Source organism: Streptomyces sp. NPDC104814 (genome assembly GCF_055583185.1).
Window position 1 is genome coordinate 185,438 of record NZ_JBVJOL010000006.1, and the last position, 24,095, is coordinate 209,532.

Annotated in this window: 21 protein-coding genes; 12 read left to right on the forward strand and 9 right to left on the reverse strand. The window is 73.7% G+C overall.

Annotated features, from left to right (window positions below; translation table 11 throughout):
- Nucleotides 1-146: 146 nt before the first annotated feature.
- Together ACZ64A_RS21525 and ACZ64A_RS21530 are read left to right on the forward strand one after the other, a co-directional pair.
- Nucleotides 147-839 (forward strand): metal-dependent transcriptional regulator, encoded by a 693-nt coding sequence (locus ACZ64A_RS21525; protein WP_103786168.1) that lies wholly within the window; start codon nt 147-149, stop codon nt 837-839.
- 612 nt (nt 840-1,451) lie between these two features.
- Nucleotides 1,452-2,354, forward strand: a complete 903-nt coding sequence (locus ACZ64A_RS21530; RefSeq protein WP_469812194.1) for an alpha/beta fold hydrolase — start codon at nt 1,452-1,454, stop codon at nt 2,352-2,354.
- Between the two features lie 37 nt (nt 2,355-2,391).
- Here the strand turns inward: ACZ64A_RS21530 and ACZ64A_RS21535 are convergent, their stop codons facing one another.
- From ACZ64A_RS21535 to ACZ64A_RS21545, 3 genes are read right to left on the reverse strand one after another with little or no spacing between them, the layout of a single operon-like run.
- Entirely contained in the window at nt 2,392-3,981 is a 1,590-nt protein-coding gene (locus ACZ64A_RS21535; protein ID WP_469812195.1) for a transporter, read from the reverse strand.
- Nucleotides 3,978-4,772, reverse strand: a complete 795-nt coding sequence (locus ACZ64A_RS21540) for an ABC transporter ATP-binding protein (RefSeq protein WP_469812197.1) — start codon at nt 4,770-4,772, stop codon at nt 3,978-3,980. Before ACZ64A_RS21540 ends, ACZ64A_RS21535 begins: the two co-directional genes overlap by 4 nt.
- A gap of 27 nt (nt 4,773-4,799) precedes the next feature.
- Nucleotides 4,800-5,453 carry a bifunctional DNA primase/polymerase gene (locus tag ACZ64A_RS21545; protein ID WP_469812199.1) on the reverse strand — a complete coding sequence of 218 codons (654 nt, stop codon included), beginning with the start codon at nt 5,451-5,453 and terminating at the stop codon, nt 4,800-4,802.
- Between the two features lie 328 nt (nt 5,454-5,781).
- Here ACZ64A_RS21545 and ACZ64A_RS21550 point away from each other — a divergent pair, with 328 nt between their 5' ends.
- Nucleotides 5,782-7,167, forward strand: coding sequence for a transcriptional regulator (locus ACZ64A_RS21550; protein WP_469812201.1), 1,386 nt, complete (start codon nt 5,782-5,784; stop codon nt 7,165-7,167).
- Between the two features lie 168 nt (nt 7,168-7,335).
- Entirely contained in the window at nt 7,336-9,369 is a 2,034-nt protein-coding gene (locus tag ACZ64A_RS21555) for a hypothetical protein (protein WP_469812203.1), read from the forward strand.
- Nucleotides 9,370-9,415: 46 nt separating this feature from the next.
- On the opposite strand, the gene ACZ64A_RS21560 is transcribed toward ACZ64A_RS21555, so the two are convergent.
- A complete protein-coding gene (locus ACZ64A_RS21560) occupies nt 9,416-10,723 on the reverse strand; it encodes an ABC transporter substrate-binding protein (protein ID WP_469812205.1) in 1,308 nt (435 codons plus the stop codon).
- 118 nt (nt 10,724-10,841) lie between these two features.
- Here ACZ64A_RS21560 and ACZ64A_RS21565 point away from each other — a divergent pair, with 118 nt between their 5' ends.
- Nucleotides 10,842-11,342, forward strand: coding sequence for an SCO4402 family protein (locus tag ACZ64A_RS21565; protein ID WP_469812207.1), 501 nt, complete (start codon nt 10,842-10,844; stop codon nt 11,340-11,342).
- Nucleotides 11,343-11,389: 47 nt separating this feature from the next.
- Nucleotides 11,390-12,268: a formyltetrahydrofolate deformylase gene (gene purU / locus ACZ64A_RS21570; RefSeq protein WP_469812209.1), complete on the forward strand. Its 879-nt coding sequence runs from the start codon at nt 11,390-11,392 to the stop codon at nt 12,266-12,268.
- 309 nt (nt 12,269-12,577) lie between these two features.
- Here the strand turns inward: purU and ACZ64A_RS21575 are convergent, their stop codons facing one another.
- Both ACZ64A_RS21575 and ACZ64A_RS21580 read right to left on the reverse strand, forming a co-directional pair.
- The gene (locus ACZ64A_RS21575; RefSeq protein ID WP_469812585.1) at nt 12,578-14,008 is read right to left on the reverse strand and encodes a maleylpyruvate isomerase N-terminal domain-containing protein; all 1,431 of its coding nucleotides are present in this window, start codon (nt 14,006-14,008) and stop codon (nt 12,578-12,580) included.
- A 185-nt stretch (nt 14,009-14,193) separates the two neighbouring features.
- Nucleotides 14,194-14,775 carry a sigma-70 family RNA polymerase sigma factor gene (locus ACZ64A_RS21580; RefSeq protein WP_469812211.1) on the reverse strand — a complete coding sequence of 194 codons (582 nt, stop codon included), beginning with the start codon at nt 14,773-14,775 and terminating at the stop codon, nt 14,194-14,196.
- Between the two features lie 324 nt (nt 14,776-15,099).
- On the opposite strand from ACZ64A_RS21580, the gene ACZ64A_RS21585 reads away from it, so the two are divergent.
- The 3 genes from ACZ64A_RS21585 (at nt 15,100) to ACZ64A_RS21595 (ending at nt 17,079) form a co-directional block, all read left to right on the forward strand.
- Entirely contained in the window at nt 15,100-15,474 is a 375-nt protein-coding gene (locus ACZ64A_RS21585; RefSeq protein WP_469812213.1) for an STAS domain-containing protein, read from the forward strand.
- Between the two features lie 156 nt (nt 15,475-15,630).
- Entirely contained in the window at nt 15,631-16,143 is a 513-nt protein-coding gene (locus ACZ64A_RS21590) for an EF-hand domain-containing protein (RefSeq protein ID WP_469812215.1), read from the forward strand.
- A gap of 474 nt (nt 16,144-16,617) precedes the next feature.
- On the forward strand, nt 16,618-17,079 hold the full coding sequence (locus ACZ64A_RS21595; RefSeq protein ID WP_469812586.1) for an ATP-binding protein: 462 nt from the start codon (nt 16,618-16,620) through the stop codon (nt 17,077-17,079).
- 429 nt (nt 17,080-17,508) lie between these two features.
- Here ACZ64A_RS21595 and ACZ64A_RS21600 read toward each other — a convergent pair whose 3' ends face one another.
- Complete coding sequence (locus ACZ64A_RS21600) at nt 17,509-18,552, reverse strand: GlxA family transcriptional regulator (RefSeq protein WP_469812217.1); 1,044 nt, start codon at nt 18,550-18,552, stop codon at nt 17,509-17,511.
- Between the two features lie 71 nt (nt 18,553-18,623).
- On the opposite strand from ACZ64A_RS21600, the gene ACZ64A_RS21605 reads away from it, so the two are divergent.
- Entirely contained in the window at nt 18,624-19,916 is a 1,293-nt protein-coding gene (locus ACZ64A_RS21605) for an MFS transporter (protein WP_469812219.1), read from the forward strand.
- 285 nt (nt 19,917-20,201) lie between these two features.
- Here the strand turns inward: ACZ64A_RS21605 and ACZ64A_RS21610 are convergent, their stop codons facing one another.
- A complete protein-coding gene (locus tag ACZ64A_RS21610; protein ID WP_469812221.1) occupies nt 20,202-21,386 on the reverse strand; it encodes a flavin-containing monooxygenase in 1,185 nt (394 codons plus the stop codon).
- Nucleotides 21,387-21,901: 515 nt separating this feature from the next.
- Between ACZ64A_RS21610 and ACZ64A_RS21615 the strand changes: the two genes are divergently transcribed.
- The gene (locus tag ACZ64A_RS21615) at nt 21,902-22,513 is read left to right on the forward strand and encodes a GNAT family N-acetyltransferase (protein WP_469812223.1); all 612 of its coding nucleotides are present in this window, start codon (nt 21,902-21,904) and stop codon (nt 22,511-22,513) included.
- Entirely contained in the window at nt 22,510-23,418 is a 909-nt protein-coding gene (locus ACZ64A_RS21620) for a GNAT family N-acetyltransferase (RefSeq protein ID WP_469812225.1), read from the forward strand. Before ACZ64A_RS21615 ends, ACZ64A_RS21620 begins: the two co-directional genes overlap by 4 nt.
- On the opposite strand, the gene ACZ64A_RS21625 is transcribed toward ACZ64A_RS21620, so the two are convergent.
- Nucleotides 23,396-24,064 carry a pyridoxine/pyridoxamine 5'-phosphate oxidase gene (locus tag ACZ64A_RS21625; RefSeq protein WP_469812227.1) on the reverse strand — a complete coding sequence of 223 codons (669 nt, stop codon included), beginning with the start codon at nt 24,062-24,064 and terminating at the stop codon, nt 23,396-23,398. The genes ACZ64A_RS21620 and ACZ64A_RS21625 overlap by 23 nt on opposite strands.
- Nucleotides 24,065-24,095: the final 31 nt, after the last annotated feature.

Here is a 24,095-nt window from a genome sequence, read left to right on the forward strand (position 1 = left end):
GGCGGGCCGGGCAGGGGCGGGGGGAGGCGGGGCCCTCCTGGCGGCGCGGCACGGTTGTCAGTGGGATCCGGCAGAATTGACACCAGGGCCAGCGCACGCGCCGAAAGTGCCGTCGAGCCTTCGGCAGATCTCATCGAGGGGCACGTATGTCCGGACTGATCGACACCACGGAGATGTATCTCCGCACCATCCTCGAGCTGGAGGAGGAAGGTGTGGTCCCCATGCGCGCCCGGATCGCCGAGCGGCTCGACCAGAGCGGGCCGACGGTCAGCCAGACGGTGGCCCGGATGGAGCGGGACGGCCTGGTGTCCGTCGCCAGCGACCGGCATCTGGAGCTCACCGACGAGGGCCGCCGGCTGGCCACGCGCGTGATGCGCAAGCACCGCCTCGCGGAGTGTCTGCTGGTGGACGTGATCGGCCTGGAGTGGGAGCAGGTCCACGCCGAGGCGTGCCGCTGGGAGCACGTGATGAGCGAGGCCGTGGAGCGCCGGGTGCTGGAGCTGCTGCGGCACCCGACCGAGTCGCCGTACGGCAATCCGATCCCGGGTCTGGAGGAGCTGGGCGAGAAGGACGGCGCCGACCCCTTCCTGGACGAGGGCATGGTGTCCCTGGCCGATCTGGACCCGGGGACGGAGGGCAAGACGGTCGTCGTGCGCCGTATCGGCGAGCCGATCCAGACGGACGCGCAGCTGATGTACACGCTGCGCCGGGCGGGCGTGCAGCCCGGTTCGGTCGTGAGCGTGACGGAGTCGGCGGGCGGGGTGCTGGTCGGCAGCGGCGGCGAAGCGGCCGAGCTGGCGGCCGACGTGGCCTCGCACGTCTTCGTCGCCAAGCGCTGAGCGCCAAGCGCCAAGCGCAAGCACCGCCCCGGGCATCGGCTACCGAGCCGGACCCCCGAGCCCCGAGCCCGGACCCCCGAGCCCGGACCCCCGAGCCCCGAGCCCGGACCCCGAGCCCGGACCCCCGAGCCCCGAGCCCGGACCCCGAGCCCGGACCCCCGAGCCCCGAGCCCGGACCCCGAGCCCCAGCCGAGATTCGTCAATCGCAGCGCGGTGCCGCCCTCGCGTGCGAGGCTGTCGCGGGGAGGTCCGCAGCCGAGGGGGCGGGAAGATGCGCCGCATACAGCCGCATACATGGGGAGGGCCCCGGCGCCCATGGGCGCCGGGGCCTGTCCTCCCCTGTTCTGACCCGGAGCCCCGAGCTCTCAGGGTCATTCCCCTCGGACCGTTTTTCCCCGAGCGGTCCGCCTCCCGTTGAAGATCTCCCCTCGGCAGCGCCGATCATTCCCTGAGCGAGGTCACTCGAAGGAGGGGTGTTGCCCGCAGAGAAGGCTATTTTCGAATACCTATTCGATAGTCTGCGGACAGCGGCCGGCCGGGGCTGACGGGGGCAGCGACACGGCACGGCGGCAACGGCAGCGACAGCGCGGAGCGTGGGGGGTGCCAGATCCAATGGTGCGGCGTATCGACGTGACCGGCGCGGGCGGCGTACGCCTCGCGGCCTGGGAGTTCGGCGACCCTCCCAAGGACGACCGGTACAGGGAAGACCAGGACCCGCCCGCGGAGGAGCCGGGCGGTACGGCGTCCGCGCCCGGCGTGCTGTTACTGCACGGCCTGATGGGCCGCGCCGCGCACTGGGCACCCACCGCCCGCTGGCTCTCCGAGCGGCACCGCGCCGTCGCCCTCGACCAGCGCGGGCACGGCCGGAGCGAGAAACCCCCGCGGGCCGCCTTCACCCGCGAGGCGTACGTCGAGGACGCCGAGGCGGCGCTGGAGCAGCTGGGCCTCGGCCCCGCCGTCCTCATCGGCCACGCCATGGGCGCGCTGACCGGCTGGCAGCTCGCCGCCAAGCGCCCCGACCTGGTGAGCGGCCTCGTCATCTGCGACATGCGGGCCTCCGCGCTGGGCGCGGCCTCGCAGCGGGAGTGGGGTGACTGGTTCCGCTCGTGGCCGCTGCCCTTCGCCACGCTCGCCGACGTCCGCAAGTGGTTCGGCGAGGACGATCCCTGGGTCGAGCGCCCCAACCCGGCGCGCGGTGCCTTCTACGCCGAGGTCATGCAGGAGACCCCGGACGGCTGGCGCCCCGTCTTCGACCCGGAGCAGATGCTCAAGTCCCGCGAGACCTGGGTGTACGACGCGCACTGGGAGGAGCTGACGCAGGTGCGCTGCCCCACGCTCGTCGTCCGCGGGCTGGACGGCGAACTGGGGCGGGCCGAGGCGCAGGAGATGGTGCGGGTCCTGCCGCGGGGCGAGTACGCCGAGGTGGCCGACGCCGGCCACCTCGTCCACTACGACCAGCCGGAGGCCTGGCGCTCGGCCGTCGAGCCGTTCCTCGAATCGGTCCTCGGTGTGTAGGGCCGCCCGCTGAGACGGTGGTGCGGCGCCCGGGGGCTCACCCCTTGCTCACCGCCGTCAGGATCTCCGGCAGCCGCGCCGCCGTCCGCGGTGCCGCCAGCCGCAGGCCCAGCCAGGTGAGCAGCGCGCCGTACAGCGCGCCCGCCGGCAGCAGCAGCCAGCCGATGTCGCCGGCCTCACCGGTGACGTTCAGCCAGATCGCGGCCGCGATGACGGGGGCGCACAGCAGGGCCGCCGCGACCATGCCACCGAAGATCGCGATCCAGGCCAGGCCGGCCTGCCCCGGGACCACGTTCTTGTGGCCCTCCTGCGGAATGGAGTAGGGGAAACGGGCCGACGTCCACGCGCCCGTGGCCAGCATCGCGCCGAGCAGCGCCAGCGACAGCCCCAGCGCCTCGGGCAGCCGGCCCCAGGCGCCGAGCAGCGCCGTCGTCACCACGGTCACCAGCGTCGCGTACGGCAGGGTCACCGCCAGCAGCGCCAGGGCCCGTCCGCGCAGCTCGACGTAGGCGTCGCGCGGGGAGGAGATGGTCATGGCGACCATCCAGAAGGCGGAGGTGTCCTGTCCGAACTGGTTGTACATCTGGATGCCGAGCATGCCCGCCGCGAAGCACGCGAAGTAGATCGAGCCGGTTCCCTGCACCGCGTTGAACACCGGCACGATCAGCCCGATCGCCAGGGAGGTCACCCAGGCCGCCTTGGTCTTCGGGTCGCGCCAGATGTAGCGCAGGCTGCGTTCCATGACCGTCCCGGTGCGCCCGGCGGGCAGCAGCCGGGCGAGCCCCCGCGAGGAGCCCCGCTCGCGCCCGGCGGGCTCGCCGGCCTGCAGGGTGGACGCGTCGGGCGCGGTCATCAGCCGGGTCAGGGTGCGCGCCCACACCGCGAGCAGTGCCGCCAGCCCGCCCGCGCTGACCAGCAACTGCCCGGCCGCGACGCCGTACGCGCCGGTGCCGGCGGAGTGCACCGCGCCGAGCGCGGAGGCCCCGGGCAGCCAGCGCACGACGGCCGCCACCGGATCCAGCTGCCCCAGCCCGGCCGTGCCCAGGCGCTGCGCGCCGAAGTTGACCGCCTGCGCCCCGAGGGCGATCACCAGGCCGCTGAGCACCGCCAGATCGCGGCCCTTGCGGCTGGTCAGCAGCCGCACGTTGGCGGCGGCGACCGCCCGCGCCAGCGCCACGCACACCAGCAGCGCGAGCGGTACGGCGACGACGGCCACGGCGTACGCGGCCGCCCCGTGCGCCACCGCGATCGCCGCCCCGACGAGCAGCAGCAGCGTGAACAGCGGCCCGATGCCCACCAGCGAGGCCGCGAGCAGCGCCCGCACCAGGGGCCGCGGCCGCAGCGGCAGCATCACCAGCCGGGTCGGGTCCAGCGTCTCGTCCCCGCCGGGGAAGAACAGCGGCATCACCGCCCAGCCCAGGGCCAGCACCGCGACCAGCAGCACCACCAGGGACTCGGCGTGCGCGTGCCCGCGCAGCAGCACCAGGCCGAGCAGTTGCAGCGCGGCGAACAGCAGCGCGACGACGGCCGAGGCGATGTACGCGGCCCGCCGTCCCCCGGACTGCCGCAGCCCGTTGCGCAGCAGCGACAGCTTCAGCCGTACGACGGTGGCGGTCACGTTCGTCATCGTCCGCCGCCGCCCAGCCAGTCGAGGTCGCTGCCGGTGTCCCGGCCGCTCGCGCCGACCAGTTCGAGGAACGCCTGCTGCAGGGTGGGCGCCGCGCCGCGCACCTCGGTGAGCGGGCCCTGCGCCCGGATCCGGCCGGCGGCCATCACGGCCACCCAGTCGCACAGCGACTCCACCAGTTCCATGACGTGGGAGGAGAAGACGACGGTCGCGCCGGAGGCGGTGTAGCGCTCCAGAACACCCCGGATGGTCTGCGCGGACACCGGGTCGACGCCCTCGAACGGCTCGTCCAGGAACAGGACTTCGGGGTTGTGCAGCAGCGCCGCAGCGAGTCCGATCTTCTTGCGCATGCCGGTCGAGTAGTCGACGACCAGCTTGTGCCGGCTGCCCGCCAGGCCGAGGACGTCGAGCAGCTGACCGGCCCGCTTGTCGACCTCGGCGCCGGGCAGTCCGCGCAGCCTGCCCGTGTACGCCAGCAACTCCTGCCCCGACAGCCGCTCGAAGAGCCTCAAGCCCTCCGGCAGCACCCCGATCCGCGCCTTCACCTGCACGGGGTCGCGCCACACGTCGTGCCCGACGACCTCGACGGTGCCCTGATCCGGCCGCAGCAGCCCCGTGACCATGGACAGCGTGGTGGTCTTCCCCGCCCCGTTCGGCCCGACGAGCCCGATGAACCGCCCCGCGGGCAGCTCCAGATCGATCCCGCCGACGGCGACCTGCTGTCCGAACCGCTTCCAGAGCCCCCGCACACGCACAGCCGCCGGCCGGTCCCCTTGTGTTCCCTCCGTCATGAGAGAACCGTACGGGGAGAGGTGGGATCAGCGGTCCCGCCCGCACGCATACGCCAGCGGTGACACCAGTTCCTCCACATCCGGCAGCCACCGGTTCGCCGGAGTCGGGCGGCGAGCCCACTGCACGGCACCGCGCGTGCCGTAGCGCGTGGGCGGCGCGGCGACCCAGGAACCCTCGCCCAGCGCCACCAGGTCCAGCGAGGACACCGACCAGCCCAGCTTGCGCACCAGCTCCGGCAGCTTCGCCACCGCGCCCGGCAGCACGAAGAAGTGCATCCGCCGGTCCGGGGTGAGCGTCACCGGGCCGAGCGTCAGCTCCATCCGCTCCATCCGCGCCAGCGCCAGGAACCCGGCGGTCTCCGGGACGGACAGCGCGTCGAAGGTGCGTCCCGTCGGCAGCAGAATGGACGCGGCCGGCTGCTTCTGCCACATCCGCCGCGCGACCGTCGCGCTGCCCGTGGCCTGTGTCGCCCAGTCCTCGCGCGCCGGGTGTGCGCCTGGGACGGCGCACGCCGGGTCGCCGCAGGAGCAGACGTGCACCCCGTCCGCGGCCTCCAGCCAGGTGCCGGGGAACACGTCCCAGTGGCGCTCCTCGACGTAGCGAACTGCGGCTTCCAGCAGGGAATCCCCGCGCTGCTTCGGGATCTGCGCGGCTTCGGTGCCCGGGATCGTCTCTTCCACGTGGAACTCAACTCCCGCACCCACCTCCGGTTACGGGGTGTATCGCGCGCGGGGGAGGAGCATCGATTCGGCGTCCGGGGCGCATGGGTGCACAGGCGGGGGCGCGCGGAAGGTTCGTGGTGGTGAGCGGGTAACCACGTGGGGGCGGCATCCGCCGTTACCCCGGCAATCCGCCCATGCCTCGCATTTTCGGTATGTCCGCTGGGCATTGATCTTCACGGCCGGATCGTCACGCCGCCCGGCGCCTCGCTCGACGAGTGGAGAAGGCCATGGAAGACACGACAACTCGGTGCACGGGCAGGCACCGCAGCCACAGGGGGTAGTGCCAATGGCCGCAAGGCCTCTCGTCGCGCGGCAGCCGAACGAACGGCTGCAGGCGCTCATCCAGGAAGCGGGTTGCTCGAACGCCGGGCTGGCCCGCCGGGTCAACATGTGCGGCGCCGAGCACGGACTCGATCTGCGGTACGACAAGACGTCGGTGGCGCGCTGGCTGCGCGGACAGCAGCCACGGGGGCGGGCACCGGCGATCATCGCCGAGGCGCTGGGACGCAAACTGGGCCGTACGGTCACGATCGACGAGATCGGCATGGCCAACGGCAAGAACCTCGCGTCCGGCGTCGGCCTCCAGTTCTCGCCGACGGTACTGGGAGCCATCGAGCAGGTCTGCGAGCTGTGGCGCAGCGACGTGGGGCGGCGCGACTTCCTCTCCGGCTCGTCCGTCGCCGCCTCGGCGCTGGTCGAGCCGAGCCGCGACTGGCTGATCTCCGCGCCCGACGCACAGGTGGCACGGCAGGCCGGGCCGCGGGTGGGCATGTCCGACGTGGACGCGGTGCGAGCGATGACGCAGGCGCTGGTGGAGCTGGACCACCAGTACGGCAGCGGGCATGTGCGGCCGGTGGTCGTGCACTACCTCAACAGTGTCGTCTCCGGGCTGCTGGCGGGGTCGTACCGGGAGGCGGTCGGCCGTGAACTGTTCGCCGCGGTGGCCCGCTTGACGGAACTCGCCGGGTACATGGCCGTCGACACCGGTCAACCCGGGCTCGCCCAGCGGTACTACATCCAGGCGCTGCGCCTCGCGCAGGCGGCGGGCGATCGCGGTTACGGCGGGTACGTGCTGGCCGCCTCCATGAGCCACCTGGCCGCGCAGCTCGGGAACCCGCGGGAGATCGCGCAGTTGGCGCGGGCGGCGCAGGAGGGGGCGCGCGGGCGCGTCACGCCACGCGCGGAGGCGATGTTCTTCGCGGCGGAGGCGCGGGGGCACGCCCTGCTCGGCGATGTGCGCGCCGCGCACGCCGCGAGCGGGCGCGCGGTGAGCGCCATGGAGGCGGCCGACCCGTCCCGCGGTGACGATCCGGCGTGGATCGCGCACTTCGACGAGGCGTATCTCGCCGACGAGTTGGCGCACTGCCACCGCGATCTGGGCCAGCCGGAGGCGGCCGCGCGCTACGCGGAGCAGTCGCTGGCCGGACATCCCGTCAGCAGGGCGCGGCGCCGGGCCATCGGATACGTCCTGCTGGCCACGGCGCAGGTGCAGCAGCGGGAGATCGAACAGGCCTGCGCGACCGGGCTGAAGGCCGTCGAGCTGCTGCAGTCACTGAGGTCCAACCGGGGCGCGGAGTATCTGGACGACTTCTCGCAACGGCTGCAACCGTTCCGGGAGGAGTCGGTGGTACGGGAGTTCGGCGCACGGCTGGACCTGCAGACGGCGGCGTGAACGGGCCGCGCACACGCGTGGCGGACCTTGTTCAGCGTGCGGGGGCACGGGTTTGTTACGGGAATCACAGGGAAGGAGGTGCCTCCCTCAGCTGCGTGGCATGGGCATCCGGGGACCCGGTAGCGTGAGCCGAGGATTGACCAAGGTCCCCCATTCGTAGGAGTCCCGGTGACGCAGAGTGGACAGGGCGAGGAGCCCTCGGCGCAGCCCGCGCGCGAAGGCATCGTGCTGCCCTCGGACGGCGGCGAGCCCGTGCTGCCGGGCATGAGCGGCCCCGCACAGGGCCCGTACGCCGGGCATCCCGCCGGGGGACCGTACGCCGCGAACCCGTACGCGGGCGGGCCCTACGCCGGTGGGCCGCAGGGCACGGGTCCGCAGCCGGGGCCGTATCAGGGCGCCCCGCAGCCCGGTGCCGCGCCCGGTGCGCAGTACGGCGGCCAGGGCGCCGCGGCGCCCGCGGGCGGCCAGGCCTGGGGCGACCCGTGGGGCCCCGGCCAGCAGCCCGGCCACGCCCCGCAGCAGCACGGCGCCGCACCGCACCAGCCGGGCCAGGCACCGCACCAGGCCGGCCAGGCCCCGCACCAGGCCGGCCACGCGCCGCACCAGCCCGGCCATGCGCAGCCGCAGCCCGGCGGCACCGCACCGCACGCCCCGGCGCCGGATCAGGGGTGGTCCGGTGCTCAGCAGTGGCCCCCGGCCGCTCAGAGCGGCGCGGGGCCGCTGCCCGCCGAGGGCACCCCGCCGCCGTACACCCCGGGGGTCGCCCCGCACGACGGCTACGGCACCCCGCAGACGCACGCCGGCGGCTACGGCCCCGGAACGCCCGCCGGGCAGCAGGCCGGGGCGGGCATGGCCGGCGGCCGACAGGCGGGTCCCGGGACGCCCGGGCACCGGACAGGGCCCGGGCAGCTGCCCTCGGGCGCGGGGGCCTCCGCCTCCGGTCAGGGCGCGCCGCAGCCCCCCGCCGGGGCTCCCGCTCCGGGCCACGGCACCCTCCCGACCGCCGGGGCTCCCGCCCACGGCGCCCCGCTGCCTCACGCCGCGGGCCCCCTTCCGCCCGCCGACGAGGGCGCGACCCAGTACCTGCCGCCGGTGGCCGCCGGCGGCGACGCGGCGACGCAGTACATACCGCCGGTCGCCGCCCAGCCCGGTGACGACGCGGCGACCCGTTACATCCCTCCCGTCGGCCCCGGCGCGCTGCCGCCCGAGACGTCGGCGGAGGCCACCCGGTTCCTCGGCCGCACCCCGGCCCACGCGGGCCCGCAGCCCGGCTCCGGCCCGCTGCCGCCCGCCGCCGACCCGGACGCGCAGGCCACCCAGTACATCCCGCCGGTCGCGGCGCAGCCCGGCGCGCAGCCGGGGTACGGCGACCGGCAGCCGCCGGCGGAGTTCGCGGGCCTGTTCCGCGACGAGCCGGCCGCCGCCCCCGCGGGGGCCACCCAGCATCTGCCCCAGGTGGGCGAGAGGCCCGGCGCTCCCCGGCCCGGGCACCTCCCGCCGGCCGGCCGGCGCGGTGCGCGGGACGACGACGGCGGCGGCGCGGGCCGCGGCGGCGGACGCGCCACCGGTTCGCGGGTGCCGCTGTTCGCCGCGATCGGTGTCGGCATAGCCGTCGTCGGCATCGGCGCGGGCGCGCTGCTCGGCTCGGGCGGCGGCTCCGACGACGCCAAGGACGGCGCCGCGGCGAACGTCTCCGCGACGGCCCCCACGACCGCCTCCTCCTCCGCCCCGCCGGCCGCCGACCCGGCGAAGGACCAGGCCGTGGCCCTGGACAAGCTGCTCGCCGACAGCGGCAGCAGCCGTGCCGCGGTGATCGCGGCGGTCGCCGACGTCAAGAGCTGCCGCAACCTGGGCCCGGCGGCGAAGAACCTGCGGGACGCCGCCCAGCAGCGCACCGGCCTGGTGACCCGGCTCGCCGGGGTGCCGGTGGACAAGCTGCCGAACAACGCCGCGCTGACCGGCGCCCTCAAGAACGCCTGGCAGGCCTCTGCGTCCGCCGACAGCCACTACGCGGCGTGGGCCGACCAGGTCGCCGGCAACAAGAAGCTGTGCCGGAAGGGCAAGGCGGCCGGCACCCCGCAGGCGCAGGCCGGCAACCGGGCCAGCGGCACCGCCAGCGCGCAGAAGCAGAAGGCCGCCCAGCTGTGGAACGCGATCGCCCAGCAGTACGGACTGACCCAGCGGCAGGCCGGCCAGCTGTGAGCCGGTGACCGTGACCGTCCCGGGGCCGTGACCGCCTCGGGACGGCTCAGTTCAGGTGGGCGTTCCTCAGGGTGTCCGTCACGTCGACGAAGCCCTTGCGTGCCGCGACCAGCCGGCCGTCCCGGGCGACCTGCAGGGTGACGTCGGTGTTGACCAGGCGCGGGAAGCCGATGGCGGCGAGCTTGCCCGCGAAGGGCCAGCTCAGGGTCGGCGTCAGCCCGCCCGTCGCGACCCGCACACCGTCGTCCAGGGCGTGCCGGACGGTGTCGGCGGTCACCTCGCCACCGCCGAGCGACTCCACGACCTCGCGGAACGCGGTGTAGGCGATGTACGTCGTCTGCACCCCGGCGTCGGCCGGATCGATGCGGTTGTCGGTGAACGCCTCCTGGCTGATCACCTGCTTCATCCCGTCCCAGCGCGGATCGGTGGACACCGGGTACCAGCCGGTGATGTACGACCCCTCGTACGGCCCCGACCTGCCGCCGGAGGCGTCGACCGCGGTCTGGTCCACGCTGCCCATCACCGTGGCAGCGCCCACCTCGGGGAACTGCGTCCGGGTGCGGCGGAAGGAGTCCATGAAGGTGCCCGTGCGGTCACCGAGCGCGGGCACCACGCACCCCTTCTTCCCGGAGTCCCGCGCCGCGTGTTGCAGCGCCTGCTCGGACTGCGCCTCGTACTCGGTGGCGCCCTCGTCGGCCACCAGGTCCCCGGCGTCCCCGTGGCCGCCCGCCTTCAGCCCGGCGTCGAGCAGCGAGGGCAGCTCGTCGCCCGCGATGGTGTCGGGGCGGACCAGCGCGACCCGGCCGCAGCGCGCGGCGAGTTCCCGGCCGAGACCGGCGAGCAGCACGGGCTGGCCCCCGTTGACCGGGTACGACAGCGGGCTGGTGAACTCCGCGGTGGTGACGCCGTAGCCGCCGATGTAAGGGATGCCGGCGCTCTCCAGCGGCGGGAAGTAGGAGTCGGAGTACTGGCTGTAGGATCCGACGACCGCGACGGCGTGTTCGTTGACCGCGCGCCGGGCGCACTTGGCGGCGGCCACGGTGTCGTTGTGCTCGTTGCAGGTCAGCACCTTCAGCTTGCGGCCGTTGATGCCGCCGTGGGCGTTGACCCAGCGCGCGTAGGCCTCGGCGAAGGCGGGCATGCCGGGCTTGTTGGTCGCGGTGGTGTCCATCGGCGCCCAGGTCATGACGGTGACGGGATCGTCCCCGGAGCCCCCCGTGGCACCGGGGACGATCCCGCAGCCGGCGGTCAGCGCCGCACACGCCACCGTGGCCGCCGCCGCTGTGGCGGCTCTGGTCAGAGGCCGGGTGGTGAGGGGGAGGACGGTGCTTCGCGTGCGTCGCCTGCCGGTCATGCACACGCACGATTCCCCCACATCACCAACCGTGGAGTGACCCATGGTCAACGATGGGTGACCGGCAGGTGAATTACGGGGGGCCGGGAGGGCGGCCCGGAAAGGGAACGTACGATCGATGACCGTGCAAGGTTCGGAGAAGTCTTCCCGTCGCGGCCGTCGCTCCAGCACCATGGGCGGCATGCCACACAACGACATGCCGTGGTGGCGCTGGCGCAGCAATGTGCGCTCCGCGCTGCACATGCTCTCCGACCCCGCCTTCCAGCGCGACGTCTGGCTGGCCGGCGTGGACGGCTACGGCGACGTCACGGACGCCGTGTACCGCCTGGTCGAGGACACCTGGCTGGACCACTGGTCGGCCGAGAAGTACGTCGGGACGATCTTCCGTGACTCGCAGGAGGCGGCGCTCGTCGACACCGCGGTGCTGCGCGTGCTGCGGATCATGCACCAGGTCGGCCCGGACGCTCCCGTCGCGACCTACATGCAGCACCCGGAGTGGCCCGAGGCGGTGCAGGCGGCACGGGACGCGCATGTGCGGATGGCCACGAGCGACGGCGACGAGCCCGACGCACCGCCGCGCACCCTGGAGGTCCTGCACCTGCTGACGCGGTCCGCGTAACGGACATCCCCGCCACCCGCGGGGCCGGGCATGAGATCCTGTGGTGCATGACCGATCAGTCCGTGCCCGCCGCCGAGGCCGACCAGTACGTCCTCACCCTCTCCTGCCCGGACAAGAAGGGCATCGTGCACGCGGTGTCCAGCTACCTGTTCATGACCGGGTGCAACATCGAGGACAGCCAGCAGTTCGGCGACCACGACACGGGTCTGTTCTTCATGCGCGTCCACTTCTCGGCGGAGGCGCCGGTGACGCTGGACAAGCTGCGCGCCAGCTTCGCGGCGATCGGCGACTCCTTCCACATGGACTGGCAGATCAACCGGGCCGACGAGAGGATGCGCATCGTCCTCATGGTCAGCAAGTTCGGGCACTGCCTGAACGACCTGCTCTTCCGCGCCCGGATCGGCGCCCTGCCGGTGGACATCGCGGCGGTGGTCTCCAACCACACCGACTTCGCCGAGCTGGTGGGCTCCTACAACATCCCCTTCCACCACATCCCGGTGACGAAGGACACCAAGGCGGAGGCCGAGGCCAGGCTGCTGGAGATCGTCCGCGAGGAGAGGGTGGAGCTGGTCGTCCTCGCCCGCTACATGCAGGTGCTCTCCGACGACCTGTGCAAGCAGCTCTCCGGGCGAATCATCAACATCCACCACTCCTTCCTGCCGAGCTTCAAGGGCGCCAAGCCGTACCACCAGGCGCACGCGCGGGGCGTGAAGCTCATCGGTGCGACCGCGCACTACGTCACGGCGGACCTCGACGAGGGCCCGATCATCGAGCAGGAGGTCGAGCGCGTCGGCCACGGCGTCACGCCGGACCAGCTGGTGGCGATCGGCCGCGACGTCGAGTGCCAGGCGCTGGCGCGGGCCGTGAAGTGGCACGCGGAACGCCGGATCCTGCTCAACGGCCGCCGGACGGTCGTCTTCCCCTAGGGGGTGTCTCGCCGATCACGCCGGGCTCGCGACGCCTGGCACCGCACCTCGCCGCGTTGTCGTCAGTCTCCCCCAAGCTCTACGAGCAGGGGGGACCCCCAATGCTCCGCATCGGCTCCCTCGTCCGCCTTGCGATGCACGGCACCAGACGCCGCTCCCTGATCCGGCCTGATCGACGAGACACCCCCTAGGAGGGCGAGGGCTTCTGTGCTCGCGCGGCCGCGGGCCGGGGCGGCCGGCCAAGGGGCGCGGGGAACTGCGCGACCGGCCCACCACCACCCGCACCCGCCGACGAACCCGCCCCCACCCCTACATCCGGCTCAGTCCAGCGACAGCGAACAGCACATCCCTGATCGCCTCCCGGTCGCCCACCTGCCCCGCCGCAGCCTCCGCAGGAGACACGTGGCCCGCCGCCAGCTGGCAGAACTCCACGTCGTCCAGGGCGACATGGGCCACCTCATGGTCCGCGGAGGCGACCGCCGCCGGTGAGTCCAGCGGGATCAGCCACTCGCCGCCGCCCGAGCCCTCGATCTCCAGCCGCAGGCTCCGGCCCGGCCGCCCGGCGGACACCAGGTGGCGGCTCTCGCCGAGCGCGGTCAGCCCCGCCTGCCGGCGGGCCGCCAGCGCCTGCGGCAGCATCCGCGCCGCCAGGTCGATCATGCCGTTCAAGTGCCGTGGCGCGGGCGGGTCGTAGGGGTAGTCCACCGCATCCGCGATGTCACCGGCGTGCACCCAGCACTCGAAGGCGCGGTCCAGCATCGCGTCCCGCAAAGGCAGTTCGCCCTGTCCGTAGGGCACCTTGAGCAGCCCGGCGGTGCTGCCGGTGAACGACACCGTGCGCACCAGCTCATGGCTCTGCTCCCGCCAGGGCCCGCGCACCGAGCGGGTGGGCGGGAAGCGCGAGGCGCGCCAGTACGCCTCGGTGCGCCCCGCGGGCGTCGGCGCCTGCGCGGGCACGTCCGCGAGCGGGTCGTCGAGTCCGAGCGCCGCCGCGACCAGCCCGTCGACGGCCAGCAGATGCGCGATCACCCCGGCGACGGTGGTACGGCGGGTGGTCGTCGCGTCGGCCTCGAACCAGCGCAGCCGCACGGGCGCGTGCCACTCGGCCTCCCCGAAGTCCTGCAGCAGCGCGTCCAGCCGCGCCGTCTCCGCGTCGTACGCCCTCGCCCACTGAGGTACCGGAATGCGCGGCGGGCGCCGGTCGAGGCAGCCCTGGAGCACCCGGGTGCGCAGGCCGGGGTCGAGGTCGAGGCTCTCGGGGCGCTGGAGCAGGCCGACGGCCTCGCGCAGCCGCCGCGCCTCGACGGCGCAGGTGCCGCAGTCGCCCAGGTGGTCCTCGACGGCCGCGGTCTCCTCCGGGGAGCACGCGGCCAGCGCCCACGCCCCGAGCAGCGACTTCAGCACCGGGTGCGGCAGGACGGGCGGCTGGGGCGCCGGCGGCGGGTCGGGCAGCGGCTGCCCGCTGTCCTCGACGGCCGCCCGGGGCAGGGGTATCCGCGGCGGCTGCCCGGGAGCGGGCACACCCCCCGGATCGCCGGAGCCGCCCCCGTGGCCGTGGTCACCGGATCCGTACGCCTCGCCGAAGCCCACCTCCCGGGACACCACGGACTCCGAGGGCCCCTCGGACTCCGGGGGCCCACCGGGCTGCGAGGACCCCCCGGGCTTCTCACCGTCCCGGGGCTTCTCTCCGTCCCGGGGCTTCTCTCGGTCCCCGGGCTCCTCGGAGTCCCCCGGCTCCATGAACTCCCCACCGCTTCCGCCTTGCACCGGAATGTCCCCCCAGGCGTCCGTGCCACGCAGCTCCGGTCCGACCCGGCCGCCGGTCAGCGCGCCCGTGCCGTGTGCCGTCTCCCGGCCCTCCTTGCCGTCGGCGGCCCCGGGCAGGTCCCGCTCGTCGTCGCGGGACGCGAAGCCCTCCGCGTCGTTCACGCGGCACCCCCGTACTCCGGTGGTGCGCCGGGCGTGCCGGCGTCGTGGGCGGTGGACAGCAGTTGCAGGCCGAGGCGGAGCCGGCGGCGGGCCTCGTCCTCGGTGACGCCGAGGTCGGCCGCGGTCTGGCGGTAGTCGCGGCGCTGGAAGTAGGCCAGTTCCAGGGCGGCGCGCAGCGGGGCCGGCATGGCCTGCACGATGTAGTCGGCGCGGGCGGCCACCGAGGCGTGCCGCACCTTGCGCTCCAGCTCGTCGGGGGAGCCGGCCGCCCCCTGGGCGAGCGCCGCGGTCTCGGTGGCCCGCAGCCGCTGCACGGCCATCCGGCGGGTGAGGTCGGCTACCCAGGTGCGCAGCGGGCCGCGCTTCGGGTCGTAGCTGTCCGGGTGTTCCCAGACGTGGGCGAAGACCTCGCGGGTGACGCCGTCGGCGGCCCGCTCGTCGCCCAGCACGCGGTGCGCGAGCCCGTGCACGAGGGAGGCGAAGCGGTCGTAGAGCTCGCCGAGGGCTGCCGCCTCCCCGCGTGCCAGCCGCTGCTGCATCTTGCGGTCCCAGCGGGGCGGTGCGTCCTTCTTCGCCATGAGGCCCCCTCACCCTGGCCGTGCCCGTCTTCAGCGTGCGCCCACCGACACCTCGAATGTAGTCGGCACGTCCGACAACGCACGCCCCTTTGTGCCAATGTGCGCCCCCCTGAGGGCCGTGCGTGCTAGAGCGCTTACCCGAAGAAGCTGCCCCCGGAACACCTTGGCGCTCGATCGAACAGTATCGAAATGGGATTGAATCCGACTGAAACAAGCCGATTTTGATCGGCGCCCGTTTTCAGTGGGGCGTTTCAGGGAAACGCCCGCTGGGCAGCCGCGCTGCGAGGAAGCGTAAGAACTCCTTCCGTTTGGCGAGCGAGGGGCGTGGTGGTGACGTTCACAGTGACCGACTCGGAGCAAGGGGCGTGGGCCGTGCTCCAGGTGTCGGGCGAACTGGACCTGATGACGTCCCCGGTGCTGCGGCAGCGGGTGCACGACGTGGTCGCCGAGGGCCGGCACTGCCTCGTCCTCGACCTGTCCCAGGTGCACTTCTGCGACTCCAGCGGCGTCGGTGTCCTCATCGCCGCCCGCCGCCTGCTGCGCTCCTGTCAGGGCCGGCTGCGGCTGGTGCTGCCCGCGCAGGGCGCCGTGGACGGCTCCCACGTCAACCGGGTCCTCGGAGCCCTCGGCGTGCGCCGCCTGTTCGATGTGTACGCCGACCTCGAAGGCGCCGTGGGCGAGGAGCCGCTCTCGGCCTGAGATGTGAGTCGTTTCACGCCGATTGCCACAGGGTTGTCCCGGTTTTCCGCCGGTCTCGGCACAACCGCCGCCGCCTCCCCGCCGCGCTCGTTCGTGCGTCGTACGCTCGCATGCCGGATGCACCACCCACCCCGACCTAAGGCGGCCGAAGAAGAGATGGTCAGCAGCGAGTACGAGCGTGAGATCGCCGCCCGGTTCGCCACCTTCGACCAGGACGGCAACGGCTGGATCGACCGCGAGGACTTCAGCGTCGCGGCGAAGGCGCTGCTCGCGGAGTTCGGCGTCGCGGCCCGCTCCGACCAGGGGCAGACGCTGTACGCCGGCGCGGAGGCGTTCTGGCAGGGCATGGCCGGGATGGCCGACCGGGACGGCGACCAGCGCATCACCCGCGAGGAGTTCGTCACCTGCGCGGTCAAGCGGCTGCGCGACAACCCGGAGCGGTTCGCCGAGATCGCCCGCCCCTTCCTGCACGCGGCCCTGGCCGTGGCCGACACCGACGGCGACGGCTTCGCCACCGTCGCCGACACCGCGCGCGTGCTGCGCGCCCTGGGTGTCGCGCCGGAGCGGGCCGGGGCCGCGGCCGCCGCGCTGGACGCGGACGGCGACGGCAGGGTCGGCGAGGCGGAGAGCGTGCCCGCCTTCGCCCGCTGGTTCACGGTGCCGCAGTAGCAGCAGCGGTGCGGGACACGGGAGTTGCGGAGCCGACGAGACACCAAGCCGTGGCCAAAGATGTCGCGGATCGTGGCAATCCGGTGTCACTGAGCGTCGATACCGGGTTGTGTCCTCGGAGGGGGCCGTCACGGCCCGGAGTCGGCGGGTCCCTCCGGTACCTTGTGTGAGATGCGAGTGGTTCCCGGTACGAGCCATGCCGGTGGTGCCTGTTCGACTCCCCCTGACGAGCGTCGCACAGTATGCCGCACGGGTACTCCTTCGCGCTGGAATATGCCCGAAGCGCTTGTTGGGGTGACGGTACGTCAACCAAGCTGTGGCATAAGGGTTTCACGTTCCGTGATCCAGGCTCCGGCCATTGTCCTGGCCATGCAGAAAATGGCTACGATCGTGGCTCTCGTCGTCGTGGTGCTCATGTGGCGCGCGGCCATGTGTCCGCCGGTTCGGATGGTGTGAGCGGTGCAGGTGCTTCAAGTGCAGCTGGAGATCCGGCCCGACCCCGCGGAGGTCGGGCGCGCCAGGCGGTGGGCCCGCTCACGGCTCGCCGGTTCGGGGATAGCGGCCGACGAACCCCTCGCCGAGACGCTGATCCTGCTCGTGTCGGAACTCGTCACCAACGCCGTGGTGCACACCGGCCATCCGGCCGTGCTGCGGCTGTCCCTGCCGGGCGTCGCGGCCGAGTCGGCCACGGTACGGCTGGAGGTGGCCGACTCCAGTGAGCGCGCGCCCGTGCCGCGCTGCGTGGACGGCGACGCCACCGGCGGCCGGGGTCTCGCCCTCGTCGACGGACTCGCCGACCGATGGGGCTGGAGCCGCGAGGGCGCGGGCAAGCGCATCTGGTGTGAACTCGACCGGTGCAGCGCGACGCGTGAGTCCGGAAGCGTCTGCGGTGGACTCGCGGCGCCGTACGGGGGGCTGGCGTTCGAAGCGGTGTGACCGGCGGGATCGCATCGCGAGCCGCGCGCCGCGATGCGATCCCGCCTTGCTGTGTGACCCCTGTGGAGTTGCCGTGCGCCCGGGCTGTGCTTCCGTGCGCGCCCCGGGCAATAGGGACGTAAGTAGTATTTCTCCCCCGTGGTGTTGACGCCGAGTGTCCGTTTGATCACGCTTGTGGGCAGCGATCCGCCGCGAGGGGACGGCGAGGGCACCGGTGACCGGGCGTCCTCGGCGAGTGCGGATCGCGCGGTTCGGCGGCGGTTCCCCCTCGGGGGCCCGGAGTGAGGGGGCCGGGCGGGTGCGCCGGAGCCGGCCGACGGTGCGCGGTGCCGTGCTCGGGGCGGACGGCCGCGCGCCGTCGGCCGTACGAAGGCGCGCACTTCGCGCAGCAGCGCCCGAAAGTTGTCCACAGATTGTGGACAACTTTCTTCAGCTCAGGGCGCCGATCTCACCCCCGCCGGCGCGGCTGCCCGCCGTGCGGAACGTGCGGCGATAGGCGGTGGGGGTGACGCCGAGCGCCGCCTGCAGGTGCTGCCGCATCGACTGGGCCGTACCGAAGCCCGCGTCCCGGGCGACCTGGTCGACGGACAGATCCGTGCACTCCAGCAGGTGCCGGGCCCGCTCCACGCGCTGCTGGGTGAGCCACTGGCCGGGACTGACGCCGGTCTCCTCGCGGAAGCGGCGGGTGAAGGTACGGACCGACATCGACTCCTGCGCGGCCATGTCCCGCAGCTGGATGGGCTCGTGCAGCCGCCCCAGCGCCCACGCCCGCGCTGCGGTCGTGGTCGCCTGCTGCGGATCGGGCACCGGCCGGTCGATGTACTGGGCCTGCCCGCCGTCGCGGTGCGGCGGTACGACCGTACGGCGGGCCACGTCGTTCGCGACGGCCGTGCCGTGGTCGCGGCGCACCATGTGCAGACACAGATCGATCCCGGCGGCCACCCCCGCCGAGGTGAGCACGTCACCGTCGTCGATGAACAGCACGTCCGCGTCCACCGCGATCCTCGGGAACAGCCGCTGCAAGCGCTCGGCGTCGGCCCAGTGCGTGGTCGCCGGGCGGCCGTCCAGGTAGCCGGCGGCGGCCAGGACGTACACACCGGTGCAGATGGAGGCGAGCCGGGTGCCCGGGCGGATCAGCGCCAGCGCGGCGGCCAGCTCGTCGGTCAGCACGCCCTCGTCGTACAGCGGGCCCAGCTCGTACGACGCCGGGACGATCACCGTGTCGGCCAGCGCCAGCGCCTCGGGGCCGTGCGGGACGTGCACGCTGAAGTCGGCGTCCGTCTGTACCGGGCCCGGCGGGCGCACCGAGCACGTCACCACCTCGTACAGCGGCCGGCCCAGGGCGTCCTTGGGGCGGCCGAAGATGCGGTGCGGGATGCCCAGCTCGAAGGGGAGCAGACCGTCGAGGGCCAGGACGACGACACGGTGCGGACGGAAACCGTCGGCGGGATCGGCGGAGTCGGCTGATTCCATGGCCCGATCCTAACGAATGCTGTCCTCCGGGCCACTCGTTCCGCGGTCGTCCCACCGCGAAGCTCTAGGACGTGACGCAGACGACCGAAGCACTCACCGACCGGCAGGAGCCCGTCCGGCGGCCACGCATCCACCGCGCGTGGTTCGTCGCCGCGGTCACCTTCGTGACGATCGTCGGTGCGGCCGCGTTCCGCTCCCTGCCCGGACTGCTGATCGACCCGCTGCACGCGGAGTTCGGCTGGTCACGCGGCACGATCGGCGCCGCCGTGTCCCTCAACCTCGCCCTGTACGGCCTCACCGCGCCCTTCGCCGCCGCGCTGATGGACCGTTTCGGCATCCGCCGTGTGGTCGCCGCCGCGCTGACCGTGATCGCGATCGGCTCCGGCCTGACCGTGTGGATGACGGCGGCCTGGCAACTGTGGCTGTGCTGGGGCCTGCTGGTCGGCCTCGGCTCCGGTTCGATGGCGCTGGCGTTCGCCGCGACCGTCACCAACCGCTGGTTCACCGAGCGGCGCGGCCTGGTCAGCGGCATCCTCACGGCCGGCTCCGCCTCCGGGCAGCTGATCTTCCTGCCGCTGCTGTCCTGGATGCTGGAGCACAACCACGACTGGCGGCCGGCCGCCGTCACCGTCGCCCTCGCCGCGCTCGCCGTCGTCCCGTTCGTCTGGCTGCTGCTGCGCGACCACCCCGCCGACGTGGGCGCGAAGCCGTACGGCTCGGCCGTGTTCGTGCCCAAGCCCGCTCCCGTCACCGGCGCGGCGCGGCGCGCCCTGACCGTGCTGTTCTCGGCGGTGCGCACCGGGCCGTTCTGGCTGCTGGCCGGGACGTTCGCCATCTGCGGCGCGTCCACGAACGGGCTCGTGCAGACCCACTTCGTGCCGGCGGCGCACGACCACGGGATGCCGGTGACGGCCGCGGCGTCACTGCTGGCGGTGATCGGGGTGTTCGACGTCGTCGGCACGATCGCCTCCGGCTGGTTCACGGACCGGTTCTCGCCGCGGCGGCTGCTGGCGGTGTACTACGCGCTGCGGGGGGTGTCGCTGCTGTTCCTGCCGATGCTGCTGGCGCCGAGCGTCCATCCGCCGATGGTCTTCTTCATCGTCTTCTACGGGCTGGACTGGGTGGCGACGGTGCCGCCGACGCTGGCGCTGTGCCGGGAGCAGTACGGGGAGGACAGCGCGATCGTCTTCGGCTGGGTGCTGGCGTCCCACCAGGTGGGGGCCGCGGTGGTGGCGGGGCTGGGGGGTGTGGCCCGGGATGTCTTCGGCAGCTACGACATGGTGTGGTACGCGTCGGGGGCGTTGTGCGCGGTGGCGGCGTTGATGGCGTTGGTGATGCGGCGCGCTCCGCGGGTTGGGGTGTGAGGGGTGCCTGCGGCGCGGGGTCGTTGTTCGTCTGCGGGTTCGTTGTGGCTGGTCGCGCCGTTCCCCGCGCCCCTTTTGTGCCTGCGGCGGCCCGTCGCCGTCCGGTGGGTGGTTGCGGTCCTCGCCTGCGGCCGGTTCCACGTCGGGGCCGGGGTGGGGGGTGTCCGTCCTCGGTCCGGCCGGCTGTTTCCGACGAGGGCTCGGTGTCACGGTGCCGGACGCTGCGGGCGGACACCCCCCACCCCGTCCCCTCACCGCCGTACGCGGGTGCGGGCCGCCATCGGTTCAGGTGCGGGGCGCCGCGCCGGGGAGGCGGGAGACGGTGGTGCCGTTGGCCCGGACGATGGCCTTGGCTATCTTCCCGGCGTCCAGGGCCAGTTCGCGGAGCATGCCGCTGATGGGGTTCGTGTAGCCCGTGAAGTACAGGCCCGGCGCGGTGTGGGGGGTGCGGGAGCCGTGGGCCGTGGGGCGGCCGTCTTCCTTCAGTACGTCGAGGTGGCCGACGAGGCTTTCCAGGGCGCGGGTGTAACCGGTGGCGGCGACCACGGCGTCCGGCTTGATCCGGGTGCCGTCGGCGAGCAGTACCTTGCCGTCCTCGAAGCCCTCCACGGCCGCGACGATCTCCACCCGACCGGTGCGTACGGCGTCGATGAGGCCGACGTCCTGGACCGGGATGGCGCCCTCGGTGACCCTGCTGTACAGGCCGGTATCGGGGCGGGGCAGGCCGTGGGCGGACAGGTCGGGGACGCTGAGCCGGGCCAGGGGGCGGGCGAGCGCGTCCACCACGGGCACCGGCAGACGCCGTACCAGGACACCGGTGTACTGGGCGGCCCAGCCGGCCGTCGAGCGGCGCACGATGTGCGGGGCGGTGCGCACCGCGAGCCGCACCCGCGCGGCGCCGCCCTCCACGAGGTCGACGGCGATCTCCGCACCGGTGTTGCCGACGCCGACGACCAGGACGTCGCGGCCGGCATACGGCGCGGCGTTGCGGTAGCGGGAGGCGTGCAGGAACTCGCCGGTGTAGGTGTCGCGTCCGGGCCACTCGGGGACGTACGGCGTGTGGTTGAAGCCGGTGGCGACGACCACGGCGGCACCGGTCAGCTCCCGGCCGCCGGTGGCGTGCAGCAGCCAGCCGTCCGGGGCCCGGTCGATGCGCGACACCTCGACACCGGTGACGATCTCCAGCTCGTGGTGCTCGGCGTACTTCTCCAGGTACCGCACCACGTCGTCCCGGCCCACCCAGCGCCCGAACCGGCGGGGCATCGGCAGGCCCGGCAGGGCGGACAGACGGCGGGTGGTGTGCAGGTGCAGCCGGTCGTAGTGGCCGCGCCAGGACGCACCGACCCGGTCCGCCTTCTCCAGTACGACGGCCCGTACACCCCGGGCCCGCAACGCGTACGCCACGGACAGACCGCCGGGGCCGCCGCCGACGACGTAGACGGGGCGCGGGGACGTGGGGGAGTCGGCCATGAGCGCGAGCGTAATCACGCCCGCGTTTGATGGGTCTCGGTCAAGAGGGGAATTGGTTGCGGATTGATCACGCCTGTGAAAATCCACCCCCCGGTGTGGCGGCCCTCACCCGAACCCGTGGCGGCCCGCAGCCGCGTACGGCGGGGAGGGGACGGGGTGGGGGGTGTCCGCCCGCAGCGTCCGGCACCGTGACACCGAGCGCTCGTCGGAAACGGCCGGCCGGACCGAGGACGGACACCCCCCACCCCGGCCCCGCCCCACGACGAACCGCAGGCGCTGCACCAGCCCCCACCGGACGGTGACGGGCCGCCGCAGGCACAAAAGGGGCGCGGGGAACGGCGCGACCAGCCAGAGCGAAACCCGCAGACGAAAGGCGGCCCAGCGCCGCAGGCACCCGCGACCAGCCACAACGAAACCCGCAGACAACAACGCACCCGGCGCCGCAGGCACCCGCAGGTGCTCACGGACCCGAAAAACCCGACCACCCCCCCGCCCCCCTCCTGTTCAATGACCGAATGACCGCTGCCCCAGCCCTCCGCATGCACGACCTCCGCCTCCGGCGCTGGAACCCCGCCTCGGACGCCGACGTCGAGACCTTCCTGCGTGGGTGCTCCGACCCGGAGTTCCAGCGCTGGAACACACCCCTGCGCCCCATCGCCACCCTCGCCGACGCCCGCGCCACCCTCCGTGCCAAGGCCGACGCGGCCGACGCCGGTACCGGCGTGGCGTTCTGCGTGGAGGACGCCGACAGTGCCACCCCGCTCGGTCACATCGGCGTGAGCCGGATCGACCGCGCCATGCGTTCCGCCGTCGTCGGCTACTGGGTGCTGCCCGAGGCCCGCGGCCAGGGCGTCGCCAGCCGTGCCCTGGCCGTCGCCAGCCGCTGGGCGTTCACCGACCTCGCCCTGCACCGCCTCGAACTCGACCACGCCGTGGGCCACGACGCCTCCTGCAGGGTCGCCGAACGCTGCGGCTTCCGTTACGAGGGGACGCTGCGCGGCGCGATGTGGGAGGCGGGCCGCCGCGACGCCTTCCGCGACTGCCATCTGCACGCGCGCCTCGCCACCGACCCCGAGCCCCATGCCAAGGCCGGCACCGGCCCCGACGCAAAGGAGGCACCCGCATGAGCGGCTGGTGGAGCACCCCCGACCTCGACGCCTTCCTCGCCCGCGCAGGAACCTTCCTGCACTCCCGCCCCGCCGCGCACACCCTCCCGCTCACCGTGACGGACGCGCTGCGCCACCGCGGGCTGCACGCGTTCGGCGACGGCGACCCCGTCTTCGGCGTCCTGGAACGCGCCGGCCGCGTCGAGGCGGTGTTCGTCCGCACACCCCCGTGGCCCCTGAACGTCACCGCACTCCCCGAGCCCGACGCGGACGCCGGCGCACTCGCCGCGCACCTGGCCGCCGAGGGCGTCGACCCGTCCGGCGTCACCGCCGACGAGCCCACCGCGGCGGCCTTCGCCTCGGCCTGGCAGCGCCGCACCGGCGCCACGGCCGAGGTCGGCAAGCGGCAACGTCTGTACCGTCTGGCGGAGTTGACGCCGCCCTGGCCGGCACCGGCCGGAGGCCCCCGCGTCGCCACCGCCGGCGACCGCGCCCTGCTCACCCGCTGGTTCACCGAGTTCGCGGAGGAAGTTGGCGAGTCCGCGCCGACCGATGCCGGGGCCTGGGCCGACGCACGGATCGCCTACGGCGGCGTCACCCTCTGGGAGACGCCGGACGGCACCCCGGTCGCCATGGCCGGCGTGACCCGACTGATCGCCGGGCAGGTCCGGGTGGCCCCGGTCTACACCCCGGCGGCCTTGCGCGGCCGCGGCTACGCGGGCGCCGCCACCGCCGAGGTCAGCCGCGCCGCGCTCGCCGCCGGAGCCGACGAGGTGCTGCTCTTCACCGACCTGGCCAACCCCACCAGCAACGCCCTCTACCAGCGGATCGGCTACCGGCCGGTGGCCGACTTCCGCGTGTGGGAGTTCGGGGCGGCCGCGGTGGAGGACGCCGCCGGTGACGTCACGGCCACAGCAGGCCCCTGACCCACTCGCCGCCGCCCTCCCGCCGGTACAGCACGCGCACATGCCGCCGGGCCTCGTCCCCCTGGAAGAACTCCACTTCCTCGGGCAGCAGCCGGTACAGCGTCCACGTCGGCGCCTGGGCGTCCGGCTCGCGCCGGGCCCGGTCCCACGCGGCCTGCGCGACGCGCCGCAGTTCCTCGACGGACTCCAGCGGCGCGCTCTGCCGCCCGGTGAGCGCGGCCGCCAGCGCCCCGGTGGAACGGGCGTGCAGGTCCGCCTGTGCCTGCGCCGACGGAGCCACCGTCACCGGTCCGCGCACCCGCACCTGCCGCCCGAGCACCGGCCAGTAGAAGCAGAGGGCGGCGTACGGCCGTTCGGCGAGCTGGCGGCCCTTGTGGCTGACGGCGTGCGAGGCGAAGGCCCAGCCGTCGGCGTCGGCGCCGTGCAGCATGACGATCCGTACGTCCGGGTGTCCCTGCTCGTCCGCGGTGGCCAGCGACATGGTGTGCGGTTCCGGCTGCCCGGCCGCCACCGCGTCCGCGAACCACTCCTCGAAGAGGGTGAGCGGGTCGGCGGGGGCGGCGTCCGGGTCGAGGGGCGGCAGCCGCGTCACCTCCGGGTCCCACACCCGAAGCGACCTCAGCAGCTCATGCAAGGGGGTTGCCATGAGCGGCAGTATGACCGGCCCGTGAAGATCA